Below are 20,771 nucleotides of genomic sequence, written 5' to 3'. Positions count from 1 at the left end.
GACGGAGAAGACCACGCGGCAATACTTCGTTGTCGCTAAGATGAAAAGGGTAGTCGCACGGCGCGGCCAGGGGAAGGGGCCGGTCGCCGTCTATCGGGGATTTCCTGACGCTGTTTGGTAACGAGATGCTGACTCGCCCGTCAGCTCAGGCATCGAGGTGATGAAGCGCCCGCTGCACTTCGGATTGCCAGGGCAAGGCATGGACGAGGCCGTTGAGATGCACTGCGACTTCGAAGTCGCTCAGCGCCTGACCACTGGCATCCAGCAGTTTCAGGTTGGTCACCAGGCCAAACGGGTCGGCCAGGGCGACCACGCCTTCCTCGACTTCGATCCAGTCCCAGGCGACGCCGGCGGAGCGATCATTAGAGGCCCCTGCCCACAGCGTCTGGCCGCTGCACGGGCAGGCAGCGTCTCCATAATGCAGCACGCGGGTGCCGAGATGGACCAGATGCAGGTTGGAAGCGGAGGACACCGGCCACAATACGGGTGGCCATGCGCAGACGATCCAGGCGGGTGTCATGGTGGAATGCTTGCGATGGAGATCCATCGTTGATGAGCCGATGAGGCAGAGTGTGGCGAGTCGTCGCTCGCCTGCCATCTGTAAGACCTTGCAGGAACCACGCGGGGGCGATTGAAAGGGATCCGGGGTGGCGACGCCCAGGCAGAGCATGCTTCAGGATGGATATCTGTCGGTGCTGGGAGCAAGGGACCGCGAGGAGTTCCTGGGGCATGTCGTGCTCTTCGCGAAGCGGCTCGGCTTCGAGACGGTGACGGCCACGACGGTCATTGACCACTTCCTGGGCGAGCCCGAGTTCATCAGCGTCGACAACGCACCGGCCAGCTTCCGCGATGTCTACGAGGATCTGAGCCAGGGTCGCGTCGACCCCGTGATGCAGCATTGCAAGCGGCAGAGCGTGCCCATCATCTGGAACCGCGACACCTACGTGAAGGTGGGGCAGGCGGACGTCTGGGACGAACAGGCGCGCTTCGGCTACCACACCGGCATTGCCCTGGCGCTGCACATGCCCGAGGGGCGGCATTTTGTCCTCGGTGTCGACCGTGATCAGTCGCTGCCCAGCGACCGGTCCGAACTGACGCGCATCGTGGCGGATCTGCAACTCTTCGCGGTACACGCTCAGGAGGCTGCGATGCGCATCATGCTGCCCGCCGCGAAGGAGTCCGGCGCACCCGCGCTGACGCCTCGCGAGATCGAGAGCCTGCGCTGGACCATGGATGGCAAGACCGCCTGGGAGGTTGGCAACATCCTCGGCATCAGCGAGCGCACGGCGGTTCTGCACGTCAACAACGCGATGCACAAACTGGGCTGCGTCAACAAGCACCAAGCCGTGCTCAAGGCGCTTCGCCTCGGGCTGATCCGCTGACCCGCAACGCTGTGCGAGAGTCTGCGAGGACTTCGCCGGGACGGCCCGGACGGGCGACCTGTAAGAACTGACAGTTTCGTTTGCCTCATCGGGCTGCTGAAATCAATCCCGCGCAACGAAAGCGCGACTTGACTCAGCACAGGAGCACCCGATGCAAACCCAGAAGCGCACCCCCTCGCACAACGCCCCGGTGACCCAGCGCGCGGTGTCGTTGACGACCAAGCGCGAAACGGAACAGGTCGGCAAGCCGGTCGAGATCGACGTGCAGGCGTTGCGTCACGTGGCGGGCGGCACCACCGAACTGCCCAAGAAGTACTGGTGATCCGCCGAGCTCTTGCGCGGGGGGTCGACAACAGGTCCCCATGAGCAGCCTGTTCCGCCCCGAGGTCATCGAGCACCGCCAGAGTCAGTGGCTGGGCAACATCCAGTTGCTGCGGCCAGTGTCCCTGCACGTGCTCACCGCGCTCGCAGTGGGCACGTCGGTGCTGGTGGCTTCGTATCTCTGGCTGGGCGAGTACACGCGCAAGGCGCGTGTGACCGGTTTCCTGGTGCCCGACCGCGGCGTGATCCGGCTCGTGGCACCGCAGCGTGCCACGGTGCTTGAAAGCCGCATCACGGAGGGTGCCGCCGTTCGCCGCGGCGACCTGCTCTACGTCCTTTCGGTCGATGCGGCCAACGTCTCCGGCACTGTGCGGGAGACCTTGACGGCACGCGAGCGCAGCCTGCAGGACGCCGCGCGCCAGCAGGCCGAGCTGGAGCGCGAGCGCGCCTCCGCCATCGAGCGCCAAGTCGAAACGATGCGCGGCGAGCTGGCGCAGATCGATGCCGAGGCTCGGCTGCACGAGCAGCGCCTCGCGCTGGCGGCACAGGCGCTGGACCGTCTGGAGTCGCTGCGCGCCGACAACTTCATTTCGTCGGCCCAGGTGCAGGCAAAGCACGAGGAGATCCTCGGGCTGCGCGCGCAGGCGCAGTCGCTGCAGCGGCAGCGCGCCGCGCAGCAACGCGAGATCGAGCAGCTGCTCGCACGCCGGCGCGAACTGCCGCTGCAGACGCAGGTGGTGCAGGGCGAGCTGCAGCGCGATCTCGCCGAGATCGCCCAGCAGCAGGCCGAGAACGCCTCGCGGCAGCGCGTCGAGATTCGCGCGCCGCAGGACGGCGTGGTGACGGGCGTGGTGGCGCAGCCGGGTCAGGCCGTCAGCGAGGCCGTGGCGCTCGCCAGCCTGCTGCCGGCCGATGCCAGGCTGCAGGCGCACCTGTTCGCGCCGTCCAGCGCGGTCGGTTTCGTGCGGCCGGACCAACCGGTGCTGCTGCGCTACCAGGCCTTTCCGTACCAGAAGTTCGGGCTGCAGGTCGGCCAGGTGGCGCAAGTCTCGCGCTCGCCGCTGCAGGCCAGCGAGCTCGCCGGCATGGCCTTGCCCAAGTCGGCGGGCGAGGCGGAGCCGCTGTATCGCATCACCGTGACGCTGGATCGCCAGACCGTGGCCGCCTACGGTCGTGATCAGGCGCTAGTCCCGGGCATGCAGCTCGACGCCGACGTGCTCCTCGATCGCCGCCGCCTGTTCGAGTGGCTGTTCGAGCCGCTGCTCGGACTGGCCCGGCGCGTCTGAGGATGACCGATTCCCTGCGACTCAGTCTCGGCGGCGCTCGGCTGCCGATGATCCTGCAGACCGAGGCGGCGGAATGTGGCCTCGCCTGCCTGGCGATGATCGCCACCTATCATGGGCTGCAGACGGATCTGCAGGGCCTGCGCCGACGCTTCTCCGTCTCGATGAAGGGCGTCACCATGGTCGACATGGTGCGCATGGCGGGGCAGATGCAACTGCACGCGCGAGCGCTGCGCGCCGAGATGGAGCACCTGGATCAGCTCGCCACCCCTTGTGTGCTGCACTGGGATCTGAACCACTTCGTCGTGCTTCAGGGCGTGCGGCGCGGTCACGCGGTCATCCACGATCCGGCGCGTGGCGTGCGTCGCGTGCCGCTGGCCGAGGTGTCTCGTCATTTCACCGGCGTGGTACTGGAACTGTCCCCGCAGTCCGACTTTCAGCCGAAGCGGGAGCGCCAGCCGGTCAGCCTGCGTCAGCTGCTCGGCCGCGTCAGCGGCCTGAAGCGCTCGATGTTCCAGATCCTGCTGCTGGCGCTGGCGCTGGAAGCCTTCGTGCTGCTCACGCCGTTCTTCATGCAGTGGGTGGTCGACGGGGTGCTGGTCAGCGCCGACCGCGAGCTGCTCGTCACGCTGGGCATCGGCTTCGCGCTGCTCGTGCTGCTGCAGGTGTCCACCGGCGCAGTGCGCTCCTGGGCGGTGCTGCACCTCTCGGCCACGCTCAACCTTCAGTGGCTCAACAACGTCTTCGCGCACCTGATGCGCCTGCCGGTGGACTGGTTCGAGAAGCGCCACACCGGCGACGTGCTGTCGCGCTTCGGGGCGGTGCAGCAGATCCAGCAGACGCTGACCACCAGCTTCATCGAGGCGGTGCTCGACGGTGCCCTGGTGATCGTCACGCTGACGATGATGTTCGTCTACAGCCCGACGCTGAGCGCGATCGCGCTGGCCGGCGTGGGCCTGTATGCGCTGCTGCGCTGGGCCTTCTTCCGTCCGCTGCGCGACGCCACCGAAGAGGCGATCGTGCACGACGCCAAGCGGGCCAGCCATTTCCTCGAGTCGCTGCGCGGCGTGCAGGCGATCAAGCTGGCCAACCGGCAGGAGGACCGCCAGGCACGCTTCATGAACCTGGTGGTGGACGCGATGAACGCCGACATTGCCACGCGCAAGCTGGAACTCTTGTTCGGCGTGCTGCACAAGCTCGTCTTCGGGCTGGAGCGCGTGGCGGTGATCTGGGTCGGCGCGCTGCTGGTACTCGATCAGCGCTTCTCGGTGGGCATGCTGTTCGCCTTCTTCGCCTACAAGGAGCAGTTCGCGCTGCGCGTCAGCGGCCTGATCGACAAGGTGGTCGAGCTGAAGATGCTGCGCCTGCAAGGCGAGCGCCTGGCCGACATCGTGCTGACCGCGCCCGAGGCGGAGACCGAGGCCGCACCGCGGCGCGGCGAGCTGCCCGCACGGCTGGAACTGCGCGACCTGCGTTTCGCCTACTCGGACGGCGAGCCGCCGGTGATCGAGCACCTCGACCTGACGATCGAGCCGGGCGAGTCGGTGGCGATCGTCGGGCCCTCGGGCTGCGGCAAGACCACGCTGCTCAAGCTGATGCTGGGCATCCAGGCGCCGCAGTCGGGCGAGGTGCGCATCGGCGACGTGCCGTTGCGTCACCTCGGCCTGCGCGCCTGGCGCGACATGATCGGCACGGTGATGCAGGACGATCAGCTCTTCGCCGGCTCGATCGCCGACAACATCGCGTTCTTCGACGCGCGCGCCGACATGGCCTGGGTCGAGCAGTGCGCCCGTTTCGCCGCGGTCCACGACGAGATCGAGGCCATGCCGATGGGCTATCACACGCTGATCGGCGACATGGGCGCCAGCATCTCCGGCGGGCAGAAGCAGCGCATCCTTCTCGCGCGGGCGCTGTACAAGCGGCCGAAGATCCTGTTCCTCGACGAAGCGACCAGCGCGCTCGACGTCGATCGCGAACGCCAGGTCAACCAGGCGATCCGCCACCTCGAGATCACCCGTGTGGTGGTGGCGCACCGCCCGGAGACGATCGCCGCCGCGTCGCGCGTGGTCGTGCTCGCGGGCGGCCGCGTGACCCAGGATCTGCGTACGGTCGGCCAGGTGCAGCAACGCTGAGGCGGTCGCCAACGCGCCGTAGACTCGGCGCATGAACGTTCTCGGCATTGAGTCGTCGTGCGACGAGACCGGCGTGGCGCTGGTCTCGTCACAGGGCGAGGGCACTCCGGCACTGCTTGCCCATGCGCTGCACACGCAGATCGACATGCACAGGGCCTACGGCGGTGTGGTGCCGGAGCTCGCCTCGCGTGACCACATTCGCCGCGTCGTGCCGCTGGTGCGGCAGGTGATGGACTCAGCCGGCCGCACGCTCGCCGACATCGACGTGGTGGCCTACACGCAGGGGCCGGGACTGGCCGGGGCGCTGCTCGTCGGCGCCGGCGTGTCTTGCGCACTCGCTGCCTCGCTGGGCAAGCCGACGCTGGCCGTTCACCACCTCGAGGGGCACCTGCTGTCGCCCTTTCTCTCGAGCGATCCCCCGCAGTTCCCCTTCGTGGCGCTGCTCGTCTCCGGCGGCCACACGCAGCTGATGCGCGTTGACGGTGTCGCCCGGTACGAGTTGCTCGGCGAGACGATCGACGACGCCGCGGGGGAGGCCTTCGACAAGTCGGCGAAGCTGATGGGGCTGGGCTATCCCGGCGGGCCGGCGCTGGCCCGGCTGGCCGAGTTCGGCGATCCGGCCGCGTTCGATCTGCCGCGGCCGCTGCTGCACAGCGGCAATCTCGACTTCTCGTTCGCCGGGCTGAAGACGGCGGTGCGCACCAGGCTCGGCAAGCTCGGGGTGAACGTCTGTCAGCAGGACCTGGCCCACCTCGCGGCGTCCACGCAGCAGGCGATCATCGACGTGCTGGTGCGCAAGTCGTTGAGCGCGCTGCGCGAGTCCGGCCTGAACCGGCTCGTCGTTGCCGGAGGTGTCGGCGCGAACGCCTCCCTGCGCCGCCAGCTGGACGATGCCTGCCAGCGGTCCGGCATTCGCGTGCACTACCCGGAAGTGGCGCTGTGCACCGACAACGGCGCCATGATCGCCCTCGCGGCGGCGTTGCGGCTGCAGAGCGGTGCGCAGGAGGCCACGGCCGACTACGCATTCACGGTGAGGCCCCGCTGGCCGCTGGCCGACGTGGTGCGCGCCGCCGCCTAGAATCCGCGGCCTCTCAAGGGCGCCGAGTGCGCCGTCGTCTCCCGATGCCTCGAATCACCACCGTGTTCGCCGTTGCGTCGGCCGCTGCCGCGCTGTTGCTCGGGCAGCCGTCGCTCGCCAACCCTGCCACCGAGCCCATCCCCATTGCCCTCGTCGAAGGGCTGTCGGGCCCATTCGCCAATGCCGGCGAGGCGGTGCATCGCAACCTGCTGATGGCGGTCGAGCGGGTCAACCGGCGCGGCGGTGTGCGCCTGCCCCGCGGTCCGCGGCCTCTGGAACTGCGGCGCTACGACGGCAAGGGCAGCAGCGAGGAGTCGCTGGCCATGCTGCGCGCAGCGCTGGACCGGCGGATTGCCTTCGTCGCTCAGGGCAACAGCTCGGCGGTGGCCGCAGCCCTGGTCGAGGCATTGAACAAGCACAATCGGCGCGAACCGGCATCTCGCGCGTTATTGCTCAACTACGCGGCGGTCGATCCGGCGCTGACCAACCGGCAGTGCAGCTTCTGGCACTTCCGCTTCGATGCCCATGCGGACATGCGGCTGGCTGCGCTCGTCGAGGTGCTGCGCGACGATGCGGCAGTGAAGAAGGTCTACCTGATCGGCCAGGACTACAGCTTCGGCCAGCATGTGCTGCGCGCGGCGCGCGAGCGCATCGCCGCAAGCCGTCCCGATGTGCAGATCGTCGGCGACGAGTTGCATCCGATCGGCCGCGTGAAGGACTTCCTGCCCTACGCGATGAAGATCAAGGTCAGCGGCGCGCAGGCCGTGCTCACCGGCAATTGGGGCAACGACCTCACGCTGCTCGTCAAGGCGATGCGCGAGGTGGGCGTGGACGCGCGCGTCTACACCTTCTACGGCAACGCGCTGGGTGCGCCGGCGGCGATCGGCGAGGCCGGTATCGGCCGTGTGCTGGCGGTGGCGGAATGGCACCCGAACATCGACACGCCGGCGTCGCGCAACTTCCACGCCGCCTTTCGCGCGCGCTTCCCGCGGCCGCAGGATGACTACCAGCATGCGCGCATGCAGGTGATGGTGGAGATGCTCGTGGCGGCGATCGAGCGCGCCGGCAGCGCCGAGGCGACCGCGGTGGCGCGCGCGCTCGAGGGTCTGCGCTACGACGGCAGCACGCTCGGCGGCCTGCACACCGGCACGATGCGCGCCGCCGATCACCAATTCATCCAGCCGCTGGTGGTCAGCGAGATGGACAGGCTCGGTGCAGCCGGCGTGCGCGTCGACAATGAGGGCTCCGGCTTCGGCTTCCGCACGCTGCGCAGCTTCGACGCGCATCAGACCGAACAGGCCCACAGTTGCACGATGGAGCGCCCATGAGACCCGTGATCGCCGAACTCCCCGGCTCGAAGATCCGCGAGGTGGCCAACGCGGGCCTGGGGCGAGCCGACCTGCTCGCCTTCTGGTTCGGCGAGAGCGACGAAGTCACGCCCTCGTTCATCTGCGATGCAGCCCGGAAATCGCTCGCCAATGGCGAAACCTTCTACGCACACAATCTTGGCCTGCCCGAGCTTCGCGAGGCGCTGGCGCGCTACACGGCCGGGCTGCACGGCACCGTGGGGGTGGGGCGGATCGCCGTCACCTCTTCGGGCGTCAACGCGCTGATGCTGGCGATGCAGGCGCTCGCCGGTGCCGGCGACGAGGTGGTCGCGGTGGTGCCGGTCTGGCCCAACCTGACCGCTCAGCCGCAGATCCTGGGCGCGACGGTGACGCGCGTGCCGCTGAAGGTACGGCAAGGCGCCTGGCGGCTCGACCTCGACGCGCTGCTCGCGGCGGTGACGCCGCGCACCCGCGTGCTGCTTGTCAACGCACCGAACAATCCGACCGGCTGGACGCTGGAGCGCGGCGAGCAGCAGGCCATCCTCGACCACTGCCGCCGTACCGGGACCTGGATCGTCGCCGACGAGGTCTACGAGCGGATCTACTTCCGGGCCGGCGCAGGATGCGCGCCGAGCTTCCTCGACATCGCCGATGCCGACGACCGGCTCGTGGTGGTGCACAGCTTCTCCAAGAGCTTCCTGATGACGGGCTGGCGGCTGGGCTGGATGGTTGCGCCCGAAGGGTTGATCGAGGCGATGGCCAAGTTGATCGAGTTCAACACATCCTGCGCGCCGGTGTTCGTGCAGCGGGCCGGCATCGCGGCGCTGGACGGTGCCGAAGCCTTCGTGCCCGGGCTGATCGACCGGCTCAGGCATTGCCGCGACATCCTGTTGCCGGCGCTGGCCGCGCTGCCTGGCGTGTCGGTGGCGACGCCCGAAGGCGGCATGTATGCATTCTTCAGCGTCGCCGGCCAGGACGATTCGCTGGCCTTCGCCAAACGGCTGGTCACCGAGGCAGGGCTGGGCCTGGCGCCGGGCGCGGCCTTCGGGCCGGAGGCAGAGGGCTGGTTGCGCTGGTGCTTCGCCTCGCACGACCCGCGTCGGCTCACCGAGGGGGTGACTCGCCTGGCCCGCGTCCTCGGGCTATAATCCGCCGGTTTTGCGCTCGGACACCGGGCGCGAAGCAGGCACGGCACCGGTCGGTTTCACCGGTGTCCGCAAGTGAAACCGGAAACCGCGGCGGGGCGTCCCAGACTCACGAGTGGCGCCCGCGCTCGGTTTCTCCACACAGGAAACGAGCAATGTCCGCCATCAACAAGGCCGAGATCGTCAAGGCCAATGCCCGCGGTGCCAACGACACCGGCTCCCCCGAAGTGCAGGTCGCGCTGCTGACCGCGCGCATCAACGAGCTGACGCCGCACTTCAAGACCCACGCCAAGGACCACCACGGTCGCCGCGGCCTGCTCAAGCTGGTCAACCAGCGCAAGAGCCTGCTGGCGTACCTGAAGGGCCGCGACGCGGATCGCTACACCGCGCTGATCCAGAAGCTCGGCCTGCGCAAGTAAGCAGTCGATGAGATCGAAGAGCCTGTCTGGACCTGCCAGCACAGGCTCTTTGCGTTTGGAGTCAGGCAGCCATCGATGACGATGTGTCATTCCACCGGCGTTCCGGCAGCGAACGCCACTGGAATGGCATCGCGCCAGGATGCCGAAGCTCCGGGACCCCGGCGACGGCCTCAGCGTCGCCCGCCAACCTGAATTGGAGAACCCAATGAGCCTGTTCAACAAAGTCACCAAGACCTTCCAATGGGGCCAGCACACCGTCACCCTGGAGACGGGCGAGATCGCGCGCCAGGCCTCCGGCGCGGTGATGGTCAACGTGGACGACACCGTGGTGCTGGCCACCGTCGTGGCCGCCAAGAACGCCAAGCCGGGCCAGGACTTCTTTCCCCTGACCGTCGACTACATCGAGAAGACCTACGCTGCCGGCAAGATCCCGGGCAGCTTCTTCAAGCGTGAAGGCCGCCCGAGCGAGCTCGAGACGCTGACCTCGCGCCTGATCGACCGACCGCTGCGCCCGCTGTTTCCGGACGGCTTCTTCAACGAGGTGCAGGTCGTCATCCACGTGCTGTCATTGAATCCCGAGGTGTCGGCCGACATCCCGGCGATGATCGGCGCGAGCGCTGCGATCGCCATCTCCGGCATCCCGTTCAACGGTCCGATCGGCGCGGCGCGCGTCGGCTACATCAACGGCGAGTACGTGCTCAACCCGGGCAAGACGCAACTGCTCGACTCGAAGATGGACCTCGTCGTCGCCGGCACCGAAGCCGCCGTGCTGATGGTCGAGAGCGAGGCGCAGCAACTCAGCGAAGAGGTGATGCTCGGTGGTGTGGTCTTCGGTCACGAGCAGGGCAACATCGCCATCAACGCGATCCACGAACTGGTGCGCGATGCCGGCAAGCCCGCCTGGGACTGGAAGGCTCCGACCAAGGACGAGGCTTTCATCGCCAAGGTGGCAGCGCTGGGCGAGGACAAGCTGCGCGCGGCCTACCAGATCCGCTCCAAGCAGGCGCGCACGCAGGCCTGCCGCGAGGCCTATGCCTTCGTCATCGGTGCGCTGACGGAAGAGGGCGTGGCCTTCGACACCGTCAAGGTCGAGGGCCTGCTGTTCGACATCGAGGCGCGCATCGTGCGCAGCCAAATCCTCGCCGGCGAACCGCGCATCGACGGCCGCGATACGCGCACCGTCCGCCCGATCGAGATCCGCAACGGCGTGCTGCCGCGCGTGCATGGCTCGGCGCTGTTCACCCGCGGAGAGACGCAGGCACTGGTGGCGGCCACCCTGGGCACGGACCGCGACTCGCAGAAGATCGACGCGCTGGCCGGCGAGTTCAGCGAGCACTTCATGCTGCACTACAACATGCCGCCGTTCGCCACCGGCGAGACCGGCCGCGTGGGCAGCCCGAAGCGCCGCGAGATCGGCCACGGCCGCCTGGCCAAGCGCGCGCTCGTCGCCGTGCTGCCGGATCGTGCCGAGTTCCCCTACTCGATGCGTGTCGTGTCGGAGATCACCGAGTCGAACGGCTCGTCCTCGATGGCCTCGGTGTGCGGTGGCTGCCTCGCGCTGATGGACGCCGGCGTGCCGATGAAGGCCCATGTGGCCGGCATCGCCATGGGACTGATCAAGGAAGGCAACCGCTTCGCCGTGCTGACCGACATCCTCGGTGACGAGGACCACCTCGGCGACATGGACTTCAAGGTGGCCGGCACGACCGCCGGCGTGACCGCCCTGCAGATGGACATCAAGATCCAGGGCATCACGAAGGAGATCATGCAGGTGGCGCTGGCGCAGGCCAAGGAAGCCCGCATGCACATCCTCGGCAAGATGGTCGAGGCCATGGGTGGCGCGAAGACGGAGGTGTCGCAGTTCGCGCCACGCCTGTACACGATGAAGATCAACCCCGAGAAGATCCGCGACGTGATCGGCAAGGGCGGCGCGGTGATCCGGGCACTGACCGAAGAAACCGGCTGCACGATCGACATCGGCGAGGACGGCACCATCACCATCGCGTCGACCGACGCCGAGAAGGCCGAGTTCGCCAAGCAGCGCATCACCGAGATCACTGCCGAGGTCGAGGTGGGCAAGGTCTATGAAGGTCCGGTGACCAAGATCCTCGACTTCGGTGCGTTGGTGAACCTGCTGCCCGGCAAGGACGGCCTGCTGCACATCAGCCAGATTGCGCACCAGCGCGTCGAGAAGGTCACCGACTTCCTGAAGGAAGGACAGATCGTCAAGGTCAAGGTGCTCGAGACCGACGAGAAGGGCCGCGTCAAGCTGTCGATGAAGGCGCTGCTCGACCGCGAGCCGCAGGCTGCGCCGACGCAGGACTGAGGACAGGCCCCGCGCGCATGAAAGCGATCCAGATCCGGCAACCCGGCGCTCCCGAAGTGCTGCAGCTCACCGAGCGGCCCGACCCCGTGGCCGGCTCGGGTGAATTGCTCATCCGCGTGGCGGCGGCCGGCGTGAACCGGCCCGACGTGCTGCAGCGCAAGGGCACCTATCCGCCGCCGCCGGGCGCGCCGGACCTGCCCGGGCTGGAAGTGGCGGGCACGATCGTCGGTGGCGACACCTCGGCGATGGCGGCCGCCGGCTTCAAGCTCGGCGACCGCGTCTGCGCGCTCGTCGCCGGCGGGGGCTACGCGCAACTGTGCGTCGCGCCGGTCGGGCAATGCCTGCCGTCGCCGGCCGGTCTGTCCGACGTCGAGGCGGCGAGCCTTCCGGAGACCTTCTTCACCGTCTGGTCGAACGTGTTCGATCGGGCGCGGCTGCAGCCCGGCGAAACCTTGCTGGTGCAGGGCGGGACGAGCGGAATCGGCGTCACCGCCATCCAGCTGGCCAAGGCGGCCGGCGCGACGGTGATCGTCACCGCGGGCAGCGACGACAAGTGCGCCGCCTGCCTCGCGCTGGGTGCCGACCATGCGATCAACTACCGCAGCCACGACTTCGTCGCCGAGGTGCAGCGCATCACCGGAGGCAAGGGCGCCAATGTCATCCTCGACATGGTGGCTGGCGACTACGTGGCGCGCGAGCTGAACTGCCTGGCCGACGACGGCCGGCTGGTGATCATCGCGGTGCAGGGTGGCATCGACTCGAGGATTGACGCGGGTGCCGTGCTGCGCCGCCGGCTGACGATCACCGGCTCCACGCTGCGCCCGCGACCCGTGGCCTTCAAGGCGGCCATCGCCGCGGCGCTGCGCCGCGACGTATGGCCGTGGATCGAAGCCGGGCGGGTCAGGCCGGTGATCCACAAGGTGTTCCCGGCCGCCGAGGCGGCGCAGGCGCACGCATTGATGGAATCGAACCAGCACATCGGCAAGCTGGTGCTGAGCTGGTGAGCTCTCGAGGATGAACACGATGACACGTCGCAAGCTGGTGGTCGGCAACTGGAAGATGAACGGCACGCGCGTCGGCAACATCGAGTTGCTCGCTGCGATCAAGGAAGCCGGCCCGTATTCCGCCGAGGTGGCGGTGTGTGCGCCGTTCCCCTATCTGGCCGACGTGGCCCTGTCGCTGCAGGGGTCGGACATCGCCTCCGGCGCGCAGGACTGCTCGGCCCATGAAAGCGGCGCCTACACCGGCGAGGTCAGCGCGCCGATGCTGGCGGAGTACGGCTGTCGCTACGTGATCGTCGGCCACTCGGAGCGCCGCGCCTACCACGCCGAGAGCGACCAGATCGTCGCCGACAAGGCGAAGATCGCGCTGGCGCATCGCCTCACGCCCATCGTCTGCGTCGGCGAGACGCTCGCCGAGCGCGAGTCGGGCCAGACCGAGACGGTGGTGAAGCGCCAGATGTCGGCGGTGATCCACACGCTCGGTCACTGCATCTCGCAGGCGGTGGTGGCCTACGAGCCGGTGTGGGCCATCGGCACCGGCAAGACCGCCACGCCCGAACAGGCGCAGGCGGTGCATGCGCTGCTGCGCATGCAGCTTGAAGCAGCCAGCGAAAAGGCCCGCGGCATGAAGATCCTCTACGGCGGCAGCGTCAAGCCCGACAACGCGGCCACGCTGTTCGCGCAGCCCGACATCGACGGAGGTCTGATCGGTGGGGCCTCGTTGAAGGCGAGCGACTTCGTCGCCATCTGTCGCGCCGGGGCCTGACGGCCCGCGGCGCTCGAAATCTCGGAGTCTCCAAGAATGAATCTCTTGCACAACCTGCTCGTGGCCGTCCAGATCATCTCGGCGCTCGTGATGATCGGCCTCGTGCTGATCCAGCACGGCAAGGGCGCCGACATGGGTGCGTCCTTCGGCAGCGGCGCCTCGGGCAGTCTGTTCGGCGCCACCGGCAGCGCGAACTTCCTGTCGCGCTCGACGGCGGTGTGTGCCACGGTGTTCTTCGCGGCCACGCTGACGCTGGCCTTCTTTGCGAACGACCGCAGCGCGCGGCCGGCCGGAGGCAGCAGCGTGCTGGAGGGCGCGGCGGCGCCTGCCGCGAGCGTGCCGGCCACCGGTGCAGCCCTGGTGCCGGGTTCGGCGAGCGCGCCGGCGGCTGCGGCCACGCCGGCACCGGCCGCCGCAGCGTCTTCCGGTGCAGGCGCGGTACCGTCCAACTGAGTCGTCGCGTGAAGCGCTCGGCTCGACATGCGCCAGCGCAAACCACGCTGTTGCAGTGCAGCGAAAACGAGGGTGCGCGCAGCGATTGAGGTTAGAATGCGCGGCTGTCCGGCAAGCCATTCCTCATGCAAGCCGGCACAACCGTGAGAACACGGCCGACGTGGTGAAATTGGTAGACACGCTATCTTGAGGGGGTAGTGGCGAAAGCTGTGCGAGTTCGAGTCTCGCCGTCGGCACCAGACACGCGCCCCCCATGAATCTGGAACCTTACCTCCCCGTCATCCTGTTCATCTTGGTCGGCGTGGCGGTGGGGGTGGCGCCCCAGGTGCTGGGCTTCCTACTCGGGCCGCGGCGGCCCGATGCGGCGAAGAACTCGCCCTACGAATGCGGCTTCGAGGCCTTCGAAGACGCGCGCATGAAGTTCGACGTGCGCTACTACCTCGTCGCGATCCTCTTCATCCTGTTCGACCTCGAGATCGCGTTCCTCTTCCCGTGGGCCGTGTCGCTGAATGAAATCGGCGCGTCAGGCTTCTGGGCCATGATGATCTTTCTGGGCATCCTCGTCGTCGGCTTCGCCTACGAGTGGAAAAAGGGCGCCCTGGACTGGGAATAGAGCGCAGGCACCGACATGGGCATCGAAGGCGTACTCAAAGAGGGCTTCGTCACGACGAGCCTGGATGCGGTCATCAACTGGTCGAAGACCGGCTCACTGTGGCCGATGACCTTCGGGCTGGCGTGCTGTGCGGTGGAAATGATGCACGCCGGCGCGGCGCGCTACGACATCGATCGCTTCGGCATGCTGTTTCGTCCCAGCCCGCGGCAGAGCGACCTGATGATCGTCGCCGGCACGCTGTGCAACAAGATGGCGCCGGCGCTGCGCAAGGTCTACGACCAGATGGCCGAGCCGCGCTGGGTGCTGTCGATGGGCTCCTGCGCCAACGGCGGCGGCTACTACCACTACAGCTACTCGGTGGTTCGCGGGTGCGACCGCATCGTGCCGGTCGACGTCTACGTGCCGGGCTGCCCGCCGACCGCCGAGGCGTTGCTCTACGGCGTTCTACAGTTGCAGGCCAAGATCCGCCGCGAGAACACCATCGCTCGATAACAACAAGCCCATGAGCAAACTCGACACGCTCCAGGCGGCCCTGGAATCGGCGCTCGGCGCGCGCATCGACAAGCTGGTGCGCGACCGCGGCGAGATCACCGTCACGGTCTCGGCGATCAACTACATCGAAGCGGCACGTTCGCTGCGCGACCATGCCGAGTTGAAGTTCGAGCAACTGATCGACCTGTGCGGCGTCGACTACTCGGGCTGGAAGGACCAGCCCTGGGAGGGGCCGCGCTTCTGCGTGGTGTCGCACCTCCTGTCGGTGAGCAAGAACTGGCGCGTGCGACTGAAGGTGTTCGCGCCGGACGACGACGTGCCGATGGTCGCCTCGCTCACCGAGGTCTGGAGCTCGGCCAACTGGTTCGAGCGCGAGGCTTTCGACCTCTACGGCATCATCTTCGAGGGCCACCTCGACCTGCGCCGCATCCTCACCGACTATGGCTTCATCGGGCACCCGTTCCGCAAGGACTTCCCGACCACGGGCCACGTGGAGATGCGCTACGACCCCGAGCAGAAGCGCGTGATCTACCAGCCGGTGACGATCGAGCCGCGCGAGATCACCCCGCGCATCATCCGCGAAGACAACTACGGCGGACTGCACTGAGATGGCCGAGATCAAGAACTACACGTTGAACTTCGGGCCGCAGCACCCGGCCGCGCACGGCGTGCTGCGCCTCGTGCTCGAGCTCGACGGCGAAGTGATCCAGCGCGCCGACCCGCACATCGGCCTGCTGCACCGCGCCACCGAGAAGCTTGCCGAGAGCAAGACCTTCATCCAGTCGCTGCCGTACATGGACCGCCTCGACTACGTGTCGATGATGTGCAACGAGCATGCGTACTGCCTGGCGATCGAGAAGCTGCTCGGCATCGAGGTGCCCGAGCGCGCACAGTACATCCGGGTGATGTACAGCGAGATCACCCGCCTGCTGAACCACCTGATGTGGCTGGGTGCGCACGGCCTCGACTGCGGTGCGATGAACGTGTTCATCTACTGCTTCCGCGAGCGCGAGGACCTGTTCGACATGTACGAGGCCGCCTCGGGCGCGCGCATGCATGCGGCCTACTTTCGACCGGGCGGCGTGTATCGCGATCTGCCCGACACGATGCCGCAGTACAAGGCCTCGAAGATCCGCAACGCCAAGGCGATCTCGCGACTGAACGAGAACCGGCAGGGTTCGCTGCTCGACTTCATCGACGACTTCACGCAGCGCTTCCCCACCTATGTCGACGAGTACGAGACGCTGCTCACCGACAACCGTATCTGGAAGCAGCGCACCGTGGGCATCGGCGTGGTCTCGGCGGAGCGCGCACTGAATCTCGGCTTCACCGGCCCGATGCTGCGAGGCTCGGGGGTCGAGTGGGATCTGCGCCGCAAGCAGCCCTACGACGTCTACGCCAAGCTCGACTTCGACATCCCGGTGGGCGTCAACGGCGACACCTACGACCGCTACCTGGTGCGCGTCGAGGAGATGCGCCAGAGCAACCGCATCATCAAGCAGTGCGTGGACTGGTTGCGCGCCAACCCCGGTCCGGTGATCACCGCCAACCACAAGGTGGCCCCGCCGTCGCGCGTGGACATGAAGTCCAGCATGGAGGAGCTGATCCACCACTTCAAGCTCTTCACGGAGGGCTTCCACGTGCCCGAGGGCGAGGCCTACGCGGCGGTGGAGCATCCCAAGGGCGAGTTCGGCATCTACCTGGTGAGCGACGGCGCGAACAAGCCCTACCGGCTGAAGATCCGTCCGCCCGGCTTCGCGCATCTGGCCGCGCTCGACGAGCTGTCGCGCGGACACATGATCGCCGACGCCGTCGCGATCATCGGCACCATGGACATCGTCTTCGGCGAGATCGATCGATGAACTTCTCGGAATCGACGCTGGCGCGCTTCGACAAGGAAGTCGCCAAGTACCCCGCGGACCAGAAGCAGTCGGCCGTGATGGCCTGCCTGGCCATCGTGCAGCAGGAGCAGGGCTTCGTGTCTGCCGACAGCGAGAAGGCCGTGGCAGCCTACCTCGGCATGCCGCCGATCGCGGTGCACGAGGTCACGACCTTCTACAACATGTACAACCAGCAGCCGGTGGGCAAGTTCAAGCTGAACGTCTGCACCAACCTGCCGTGCCAGCTGCGCGACGGTCAGAAGGCGCTGGACCATGTCTGCGGCAAGCTGGGCGTGGAGGCCGGCGGCACCACGGCCGACGGCCTGTTCACCGTGCAGCACAGCGAGTGCCTCGGCGCCTGCGCCGATGCGCCGGTGCTGCTGGTCAACGACCGCGAGATGTGCAGCTTCATGAGCACAGAGCGTCTCGACGCGCTGCTCGACACGCTTCGCAAGGGCTGAGTTCCATGGTCGACCTGTCCCAATTCAAGTCCAGCGGCAACGAGACCTGCTTCCACGGCCGCCACATCGGCGCGCAGATCTACGCCGGCCTGGATGGCCGCAACTGGTCGCTGAAGGATTACGAAGCGCGCGGCGGCTACCAGGCGCTGCGCAAGATCCTCGGCAAGGACGGCGGCGAGGGCATGACGCCCGAGCAGGTCATCGCCGAGGTCAAGCTCTCCGGCCTGCGCGGCCGCGGCGGCGCGGGATTCCCCACCGGTCTGAAGTGGAGCTTCATGCCGCGCGCCTTCCCGGGCCCGAAGTACCTCGTGTGCAATTCCGACGAAGGCGAGCCGGGCACCTGCAAGGACCGCGACATCCTGATGTTCAACCCGCACATCGTCATCGAAGGCATGGCGATCGCGGCGTACGCGATGGGCATCGCGACCGGCTACAACTACATCCACGGCGAAATCTTCGAGGTCTACGAGCGCTTCGAAGCTGCCCTGGAAGAGGCGCGCGCTGCCGGGTATCTCGGCAATGGCATCATGGGCTCGGGCTTCGACTTCCAGCTCCACGCCTCGCACGGCTTCGGCGCCTACATCTGCGGCGAGGAGACCGCGCTGCTCGAGTCGCTCGAGGGCAAGAAGGGCCAGCCGCGCTTCAAGCCGCCGTTCCCGGCCAGCTACGGCCTGTACGGCAAGCCCACGACGATCAACAACACCGAGACCTTCGGCGCCGTGCCCTGGATCATCCGCCACGGCGGCCAGGCCTACCTCGAGGTCGGCAAGCCGAACAACGGCGGTACCAAGATCTATTCGGTGTCGGGAGACGTCGAGCGCCCCGGCAACTACGAGGTGCCGATGGGCACGCCGTTCGCGAAGCTGCTCGAACTCGCCGGCGGGGTGCGCAAGGGTCGCACGCTGAAGGCGGTGATTCCAGGCGGTTCGTCGGCCCCGGTGTTGCCGGCCTCCGTCATGATGGAGTGCACGATGGACTACGACAGCATCGCCAAGGCCGGCTCGATGCTGGGATCGGGCGCCGTCATCGTGATGGACGACACCCGCTGCATGGTGAACTCGCTGCTGCGTCTGTCGTACTTCTACGCCCACGAGAGTTGCGGCCAGTGCACGCCGTGCCGCGAGGGCACCGGCTGGATGCACCGCGTGATCGAGCGCATCGCCCACGGCCAGGGCCGCAAGGAAGACATCGACCTGCTGAACTCGGTGGCCGACAACATCCAGGGCCGCACCATCTGCGCGCTCGGCGATGCCGCGGCGATGCCGGTGCGGGCCATGATCAAGCACTTCCGCGATGAATTCGTGCATCTCATCGAGCACAAGACCCGCAAGGTCGCGGCCACCGCCTGAGCGACCGGGGCACTGACATGATCGAAATCGAACTCGACGGCAAGAAGGTGGAGGTGCTCGAAGGCAGCATGGTGATGCATGCCGCCGAGAAGGCCGGCACCTACATCCCGCACTTCTGCTACCACAAGAAGCTCTCCATCGCGGCGAACTGCCGCATGTGTCTGGTCGACGTGGAGAAGGCGCCCAAGCCGATGCCGGCCTGCGCGACGCCCGTGACGCAGGGCATGATCGTGCGCACCAAGAGCGACAAGGCGATCAAGGCCCAGCAGTCGGTGATGGAGTTCCTGCTCATCAACCACCCGCTGGACTGCCCGATCTGTGACCAGGGCGGCGAGTGCCAGTTGCAGGACCTCGCCGTCGGCTACGGTGGCTCGGCCTCGCGCTATACGGAAGAGAAGCGCGTCGTCTTCCACAAGAACGTCGGCCCGCTGATCTCGATGGAGGAGATGAGCCGCTGCATTCACTGCACGCGTTGCGTGCGCTTCGGCCAGGAAGTGGCCGGGGTGATGGAGCTCGGCATGATCCACCGCGGCGAGCACTCCGAGATCACCACCGTGGTCGGCGAAACGGTCGACTCCGAGTTGTCGGGCAACATGATCGACCTGTGCCCGGTCGGCGCGCTGACCAGCAAGCCGTTCCGCTACAGCGCCCGCACCTGGGAGCTGTCGCGCCGCAAGAGCGTCAGCCCGCACGACAGCACCGGTGCGAACCTCGTCGTGCAGGTGAAGAACAACCAGGTGATGCGCGTCGTCCCCCTCGAGAACGAGGACGTCAACGAGTGCTGGATCGCCGATCGCGACCGCTTCTCGTACGAAGCCCTCAACAGCGACGCGCGCCTGACCGCGCCGATGCTCAAGCAGGGCGGGCAGTGGAAGACGGTCGACTGGAAGACCGCACTCGAGTACGTGGTGCGAGGCCTCACGCAGATCAAGGTCGACCACGGGCCGTCGGCCATCGGCGCGCTCGGCTCGGCGCATGCCACCGTCGAGGAGCTGCACCTGCTGGCCAAGCTGGTGCGCGGGCTGGGCAGCGAGAACATCGACCACCGCACCCGTCATGCCGATTTCGTCAATGTCGCGGGTACGGGCAAGGCGCGCTGGCTCGGGCTGCCGATTGCCGCGCTCTCGACCCTGCAGCGCGTGCTGGTGGTGGGCTCGTTCCTGCGCAAGGACCATCCGCTGTTCGCCCAGCGCATCCGCCAGGCGGCACGCAAGGGCGCGCAGGTGCACAGCCTGCACGCGCTGGCCGACGACTGGCTGATGCCGATGGGCACGCGCCTGGTGGCTGCGCCGTCGGCCTGGCTGCAATCGCTGGCCGACATTGCCGCGGCCATCGGTGCCGCCAAGGGCAGCAGCGCGCCGATGACCGGCAACCCGTCCCCCGAGGCCAAGGCGGTCGCCGACTCGCTGCTGTCCGGCGAACGCAAGGCGGTGCTGTTGGGCAACGCCGCCGCGCAGCATCCGCAGGCCGGTGCGCTGCTCGTGCTGGCGAACTGGATCGCGGAACAAACCGGCGCCTCGGTGGGTTACCTGGGCGAGGCCGCCAACAGCGTCGGCGCCCAGCTGGTCGGCGCCCAGCCCGGTCCCGGCGGGTTGAACGCCGGCCGGATGCTGGGCAGCGCACAGCTCAAGGCGATGCTGATGCTCGACGTCGACCCCGACTTCGACGCCGCCGACCCGAGCGCCGCGAAGGCTGCGCTGCACGGCGCCGAGATGGTCGTTGCCTTCAGCGCATTCAAGGACACCGCGCTAGACGTGGCCGATGTGCTGCTGCCGATCGCTCCCTTCACCGAGACCTCCGGCAGCTTCGTCAATGCCGAGGGTCGTGTGCAGAGCTTCCACGGCGTCGTCAAGCCGCTGGGCGAGACCCGCCCGGCCTGGAAGGTGCTGCGCGTGCTCGGCAACATGCTGGGCCTGTCCGGCTTCGAGTTCGAGACCTCCGAAGAAGTGCGGGCCGAGGCGCTGGGCGATGCCGCGTCGCTGACTGCGCGCCTGGACAACGTCACCGGTGCCGTGCTGTCTGCGCCGGCTGCCGTGACGGGCCTGCAGCGCATCGCGGACGTGCCGATCTACAGCGCCGATTCGCTGGTGCGCCGCGCGGCCTCGTTGCAGATGACTGCCGACGCGCGTGCGCCGCAGGTCAGCTTGCCCGAGGCACTGTGGTCGCGGCTGGGTCTTGTCCCCGGCGATCGGGTGCGCGTGTCGCAGGGTAGCGTCGGCGCCGTGCTCCCCGCCCGCCTGGACGCCACGCTGGCTGCCGACACCCTGCGCGTTCCGGCCGGCCATCCCGATACCGCCACCCTCGGTGCCATGTTCGGCGCCGTCGCGGTCGACAAAGCCTGA

General features: G+C 67.7%; 20 protein-coding genes and 1 tRNA gene. 20 read left to right on the top strand and 1 reads right to left on the bottom strand.

The window, feature by feature from the left end; all coding sequences use genetic code 11:
• Positions 1 to 145: 145 nt before the first annotated feature.
• Positions 146 to 520, bottom strand: coding sequence for a hypothetical protein (locus tag Q0599_RS13145; protein ID WP_298830079.1), 375 nt, complete (start codon positions 518 to 520; stop codon positions 146 to 148).
• A gap of 148 nt (positions 521 to 668) precedes the next feature.
• On the opposite strand from Q0599_RS13145, the gene Q0599_RS13140 reads away from it, so the two are divergent.
• From Q0599_RS13140 to nuoG, 20 genes are all read left to right on the top strand, one after another.
• Entirely contained in the window at positions 669 to 1,382 is a 714-nt protein-coding gene (locus tag Q0599_RS13140) for an autoinducer binding domain-containing protein (RefSeq protein WP_298830077.1), read from the top strand.
• A 151-nt stretch (positions 1,383 to 1,533) separates the two neighbouring features.
• Positions 1,534 to 1,704: a hypothetical protein gene (locus Q0599_RS13135; protein WP_298830075.1), complete on the top strand. Its 171-nt coding sequence runs from the start codon at positions 1,534 to 1,536 to the stop codon at positions 1,702 to 1,704.
• A gap of 40 nt (positions 1,705 to 1,744) precedes the next feature.
• Positions 1,745 to 2,989: an HlyD family efflux transporter periplasmic adaptor subunit gene (locus Q0599_RS13130; protein ID WP_298830073.1), complete on the top strand. Its 1,245-nt coding sequence runs from the start codon at positions 1,745 to 1,747 to the stop codon at positions 2,987 to 2,989.
• 2 nt (positions 2,990 to 2,991) lie between these two features.
• Complete coding sequence (locus tag Q0599_RS13125) at positions 2,992 to 5,118, top strand: peptidase domain-containing ABC transporter (protein WP_298830071.1); 2,127 nt, start codon at positions 2,992 to 2,994, stop codon at positions 5,116 to 5,118.
• 31 nt (positions 5,119 to 5,149) lie between these two features.
• Positions 5,150 to 6,196, top strand: coding sequence for a tRNA (adenosine(37)-N6)-threonylcarbamoyltransferase complex transferase subunit TsaD (tsaD, locus tag Q0599_RS13120; protein WP_298830069.1), 1,047 nt, complete (start codon positions 5,150 to 5,152; stop codon positions 6,194 to 6,196).
• A 44-nt stretch (positions 6,197 to 6,240) separates the two neighbouring features.
• Positions 6,241 to 7,524, top strand: coding sequence for a branched-chain amino acid ABC transporter substrate-binding protein (locus Q0599_RS13115; RefSeq protein ID WP_298830067.1), 1,284 nt, complete (start codon positions 6,241 to 6,243; stop codon positions 7,522 to 7,524).
• A complete protein-coding gene (locus Q0599_RS13110; protein ID WP_298830065.1) occupies positions 7,521 to 8,672 on the top strand; it encodes a pyridoxal phosphate-dependent aminotransferase in 1,152 nt (383 codons plus the stop codon). The genes Q0599_RS13115 and Q0599_RS13110 overlap by 4 nt, the downstream gene beginning before the upstream one ends.
• A gap of 152 nt (positions 8,673 to 8,824) precedes the next feature.
• Complete coding sequence (gene rpsO / locus Q0599_RS13105) at positions 8,825 to 9,088, top strand: 30S ribosomal protein S15 (protein WP_298830063.1); 264 nt, start codon at positions 8,825 to 8,827, stop codon at positions 9,086 to 9,088.
• A gap of 205 nt (positions 9,089 to 9,293) precedes the next feature.
• The gene (pnp, locus tag Q0599_RS13100) at positions 9,294 to 11,414 is read left to right on the top strand and encodes a polyribonucleotide nucleotidyltransferase (RefSeq protein ID WP_298830060.1); all 2,121 of its coding nucleotides are present in this window, start codon (positions 9,294 to 9,296) and stop codon (positions 11,412 to 11,414) included.
• 17 nt (positions 11,415 to 11,431) lie between these two features.
• Complete coding sequence (locus Q0599_RS13095; RefSeq protein WP_298830058.1) at positions 11,432 to 12,418, top strand: NAD(P)H-quinone oxidoreductase; 987 nt, start codon at positions 11,432 to 11,434, stop codon at positions 12,416 to 12,418.
• A gap of 10 nt (positions 12,419 to 12,428) precedes the next feature.
• Positions 12,429 to 13,181, top strand: coding sequence for a triose-phosphate isomerase (gene tpiA / locus Q0599_RS13090; protein ID WP_298830056.1), 753 nt, complete (start codon positions 12,429 to 12,431; stop codon positions 13,179 to 13,181).
• A 36-nt stretch (positions 13,182 to 13,217) separates the two neighbouring features.
• Positions 13,218 to 13,634: a preprotein translocase subunit SecG gene (gene secG, locus Q0599_RS13085; RefSeq protein ID WP_298830054.1), complete on the top strand. Its 417-nt coding sequence runs from the start codon at positions 13,218 to 13,220 to the stop codon at positions 13,632 to 13,634.
• Positions 13,635 to 13,788: 154 nt separating this feature from the next.
• Positions 13,789 to 13,873: transfer RNA gene (locus Q0599_RS13080), tRNA-Leu, on the top strand.
• Positions 13,874 to 13,887: 14 nt separating this feature from the next.
• A complete protein-coding gene (locus Q0599_RS13075) occupies positions 13,888 to 14,247 on the top strand; it encodes an NADH-quinone oxidoreductase subunit A (protein WP_298830052.1) in 360 nt (119 codons plus the stop codon).
• 15 nt (positions 14,248 to 14,262) lie between these two features.
• Positions 14,263 to 14,739, top strand: coding sequence for an NADH-quinone oxidoreductase subunit B family protein (locus tag Q0599_RS13070; RefSeq protein ID WP_293430864.1), 477 nt, complete (start codon positions 14,263 to 14,265; stop codon positions 14,737 to 14,739).
• Positions 14,740 to 14,749: 10 nt separating this feature from the next.
• Positions 14,750 to 15,346 (top strand): NADH-quinone oxidoreductase subunit C, encoded by a 597-nt coding sequence (locus Q0599_RS13065; protein ID WP_298830049.1) that lies wholly within the window; start codon positions 14,750 to 14,752, stop codon positions 15,344 to 15,346.
• A 1-nt stretch (position 15,347) separates the two neighbouring features.
• The gene (locus tag Q0599_RS13060; RefSeq protein ID WP_298830047.1) at positions 15,348 to 16,601 is read left to right on the top strand and encodes an NADH-quinone oxidoreductase subunit D; all 1,254 of its coding nucleotides are present in this window, start codon (positions 15,348 to 15,350) and stop codon (positions 16,599 to 16,601) included.
• Positions 16,598 to 17,080 carry an NADH-quinone oxidoreductase subunit NuoE gene (gene nuoE / locus Q0599_RS13055; protein WP_298830045.1) on the top strand — a complete coding sequence of 161 codons (483 nt, stop codon included), beginning with the start codon at positions 16,598 to 16,600 and terminating at the stop codon, positions 17,078 to 17,080. The genes Q0599_RS13060 and nuoE overlap by 4 nt, the downstream gene beginning before the upstream one ends.
• A gap of 5 nt (positions 17,081 to 17,085) precedes the next feature.
• Positions 17,086 to 18,429: an NADH-quinone oxidoreductase subunit NuoF gene (nuoF, locus tag Q0599_RS13050; RefSeq protein ID WP_298830043.1), complete on the top strand. Its 1,344-nt coding sequence runs from the start codon at positions 17,086 to 17,088 to the stop codon at positions 18,427 to 18,429.
• A 17-nt stretch (positions 18,430 to 18,446) separates the two neighbouring features.
• Positions 18,447 to 20,771, top strand: a complete 2,325-nt coding sequence (nuoG, locus tag Q0599_RS13045) for an NADH-quinone oxidoreductase subunit NuoG (protein WP_298830041.1) — start codon at positions 18,447 to 18,449, stop codon at positions 20,769 to 20,771.

Source organism: uncultured Piscinibacter sp., from assembly GCF_937952055.1.
Classification (GTDB): Bacteria; Pseudomonadota; Gammaproteobacteria; order Burkholderiales; family Burkholderiaceae_C; genus Piscinibacter.
The sequence above is the reverse complement of the archived record's forward strand: the minus strand, read 5'-3'. Positions and strand labels throughout refer to the sequence as shown.

Excerpts from the sequence above, each read along its gene's own strand:
- nuoG (WP_298830041.1), top strand. The coding sequence starts at position 18,447 with ATGATCGAAATCGAACTCGACGGCAAGAAGGTGGAGGTGCTCGAAGGC.
- pnp (WP_298830060.1), top strand. The coding sequence starts at position 9,294 with ATGAGCCTGTTCAACAAAGTCACCAAGACCTTCCAATGGGGCCAGCAC.
- Q0599_RS13140 (WP_298830077.1), top strand. The coding sequence starts at position 669 with ATGCTTCAGGATGGATATCTGTCGGTGCTGGGAGCAAGGGACCGCGAG.
- secG (WP_298830054.1), top strand. The coding sequence starts at position 13,218 with ATGAATCTCTTGCACAACCTGCTCGTGGCCGTCCAGATCATCTCGGCG.
- nuoF (WP_298830043.1), top strand. The coding sequence starts at position 17,086 with ATGGTCGACCTGTCCCAATTCAAGTCCAGCGGCAACGAGACCTGCTTC.
- Q0599_RS13130 (WP_298830073.1), top strand. The coding sequence starts at position 1,745 with ATGAGCAGCCTGTTCCGCCCCGAGGTCATCGAGCACCGCCAGAGTCAG.
- tsaD (WP_298830069.1), top strand. The coding sequence starts at position 5,150 with ATGAACGTTCTCGGCATTGAGTCGTCGTGCGACGAGACCGGCGTGGCG.
- Q0599_RS13075 (WP_298830052.1), top strand. The coding sequence starts at position 13,888 with ATGAATCTGGAACCTTACCTCCCCGTCATCCTGTTCATCTTGGTCGGC.
- Q0599_RS13125 (WP_298830071.1), top strand. The coding sequence starts at position 2,992 with ATGACCGATTCCCTGCGACTCAGTCTCGGCGGCGCTCGGCTGCCGATG.
- Q0599_RS13070 (WP_293430864.1), top strand. The coding sequence starts at position 14,263 with ATGGGCATCGAAGGCGTACTCAAAGAGGGCTTCGTCACGACGAGCCTG.
- tpiA (WP_298830056.1), top strand. The coding sequence starts at position 12,429 with ATGAACACGATGACACGTCGCAAGCTGGTGGTCGGCAACTGGAAGATG.
- Q0599_RS13095 (WP_298830058.1), top strand. The coding sequence starts at position 11,432 with ATGAAAGCGATCCAGATCCGGCAACCCGGCGCTCCCGAAGTGCTGCAG.
- Q0599_RS13065 (WP_298830049.1), top strand. The coding sequence starts at position 14,750 with ATGAGCAAACTCGACACGCTCCAGGCGGCCCTGGAATCGGCGCTCGGC.
- Q0599_RS13115 (WP_298830067.1), top strand. The coding sequence starts at position 6,241 with ATGCCTCGAATCACCACCGTGTTCGCCGTTGCGTCGGCCGCTGCCGCG.
- Q0599_RS13110 (WP_298830065.1), top strand. The coding sequence starts at position 7,521 with ATGAGACCCGTGATCGCCGAACTCCCCGGCTCGAAGATCCGCGAGGTG.
- Q0599_RS13135 (WP_298830075.1), top strand. The coding sequence starts at position 1,534 with ATGCAAACCCAGAAGCGCACCCCCTCGCACAACGCCCCGGTGACCCAG.
- Q0599_RS13060 (WP_298830047.1), top strand. The coding sequence starts at position 15,348 with ATGGCCGAGATCAAGAACTACACGTTGAACTTCGGGCCGCAGCACCCG.
- nuoE (WP_298830045.1), top strand. The coding sequence starts at position 16,598 with ATGAACTTCTCGGAATCGACGCTGGCGCGCTTCGACAAGGAAGTCGCC.
- rpsO (WP_298830063.1), top strand. The coding sequence starts at position 8,825 with ATGTCCGCCATCAACAAGGCCGAGATCGTCAAGGCCAATGCCCGCGGT.
- Q0599_RS13145 (WP_298830079.1), bottom strand. The coding sequence starts at position 520 with ATGACACCCGCCTGGATCGTCTGCGCATGGCCACCCGTATTGTGGCCG.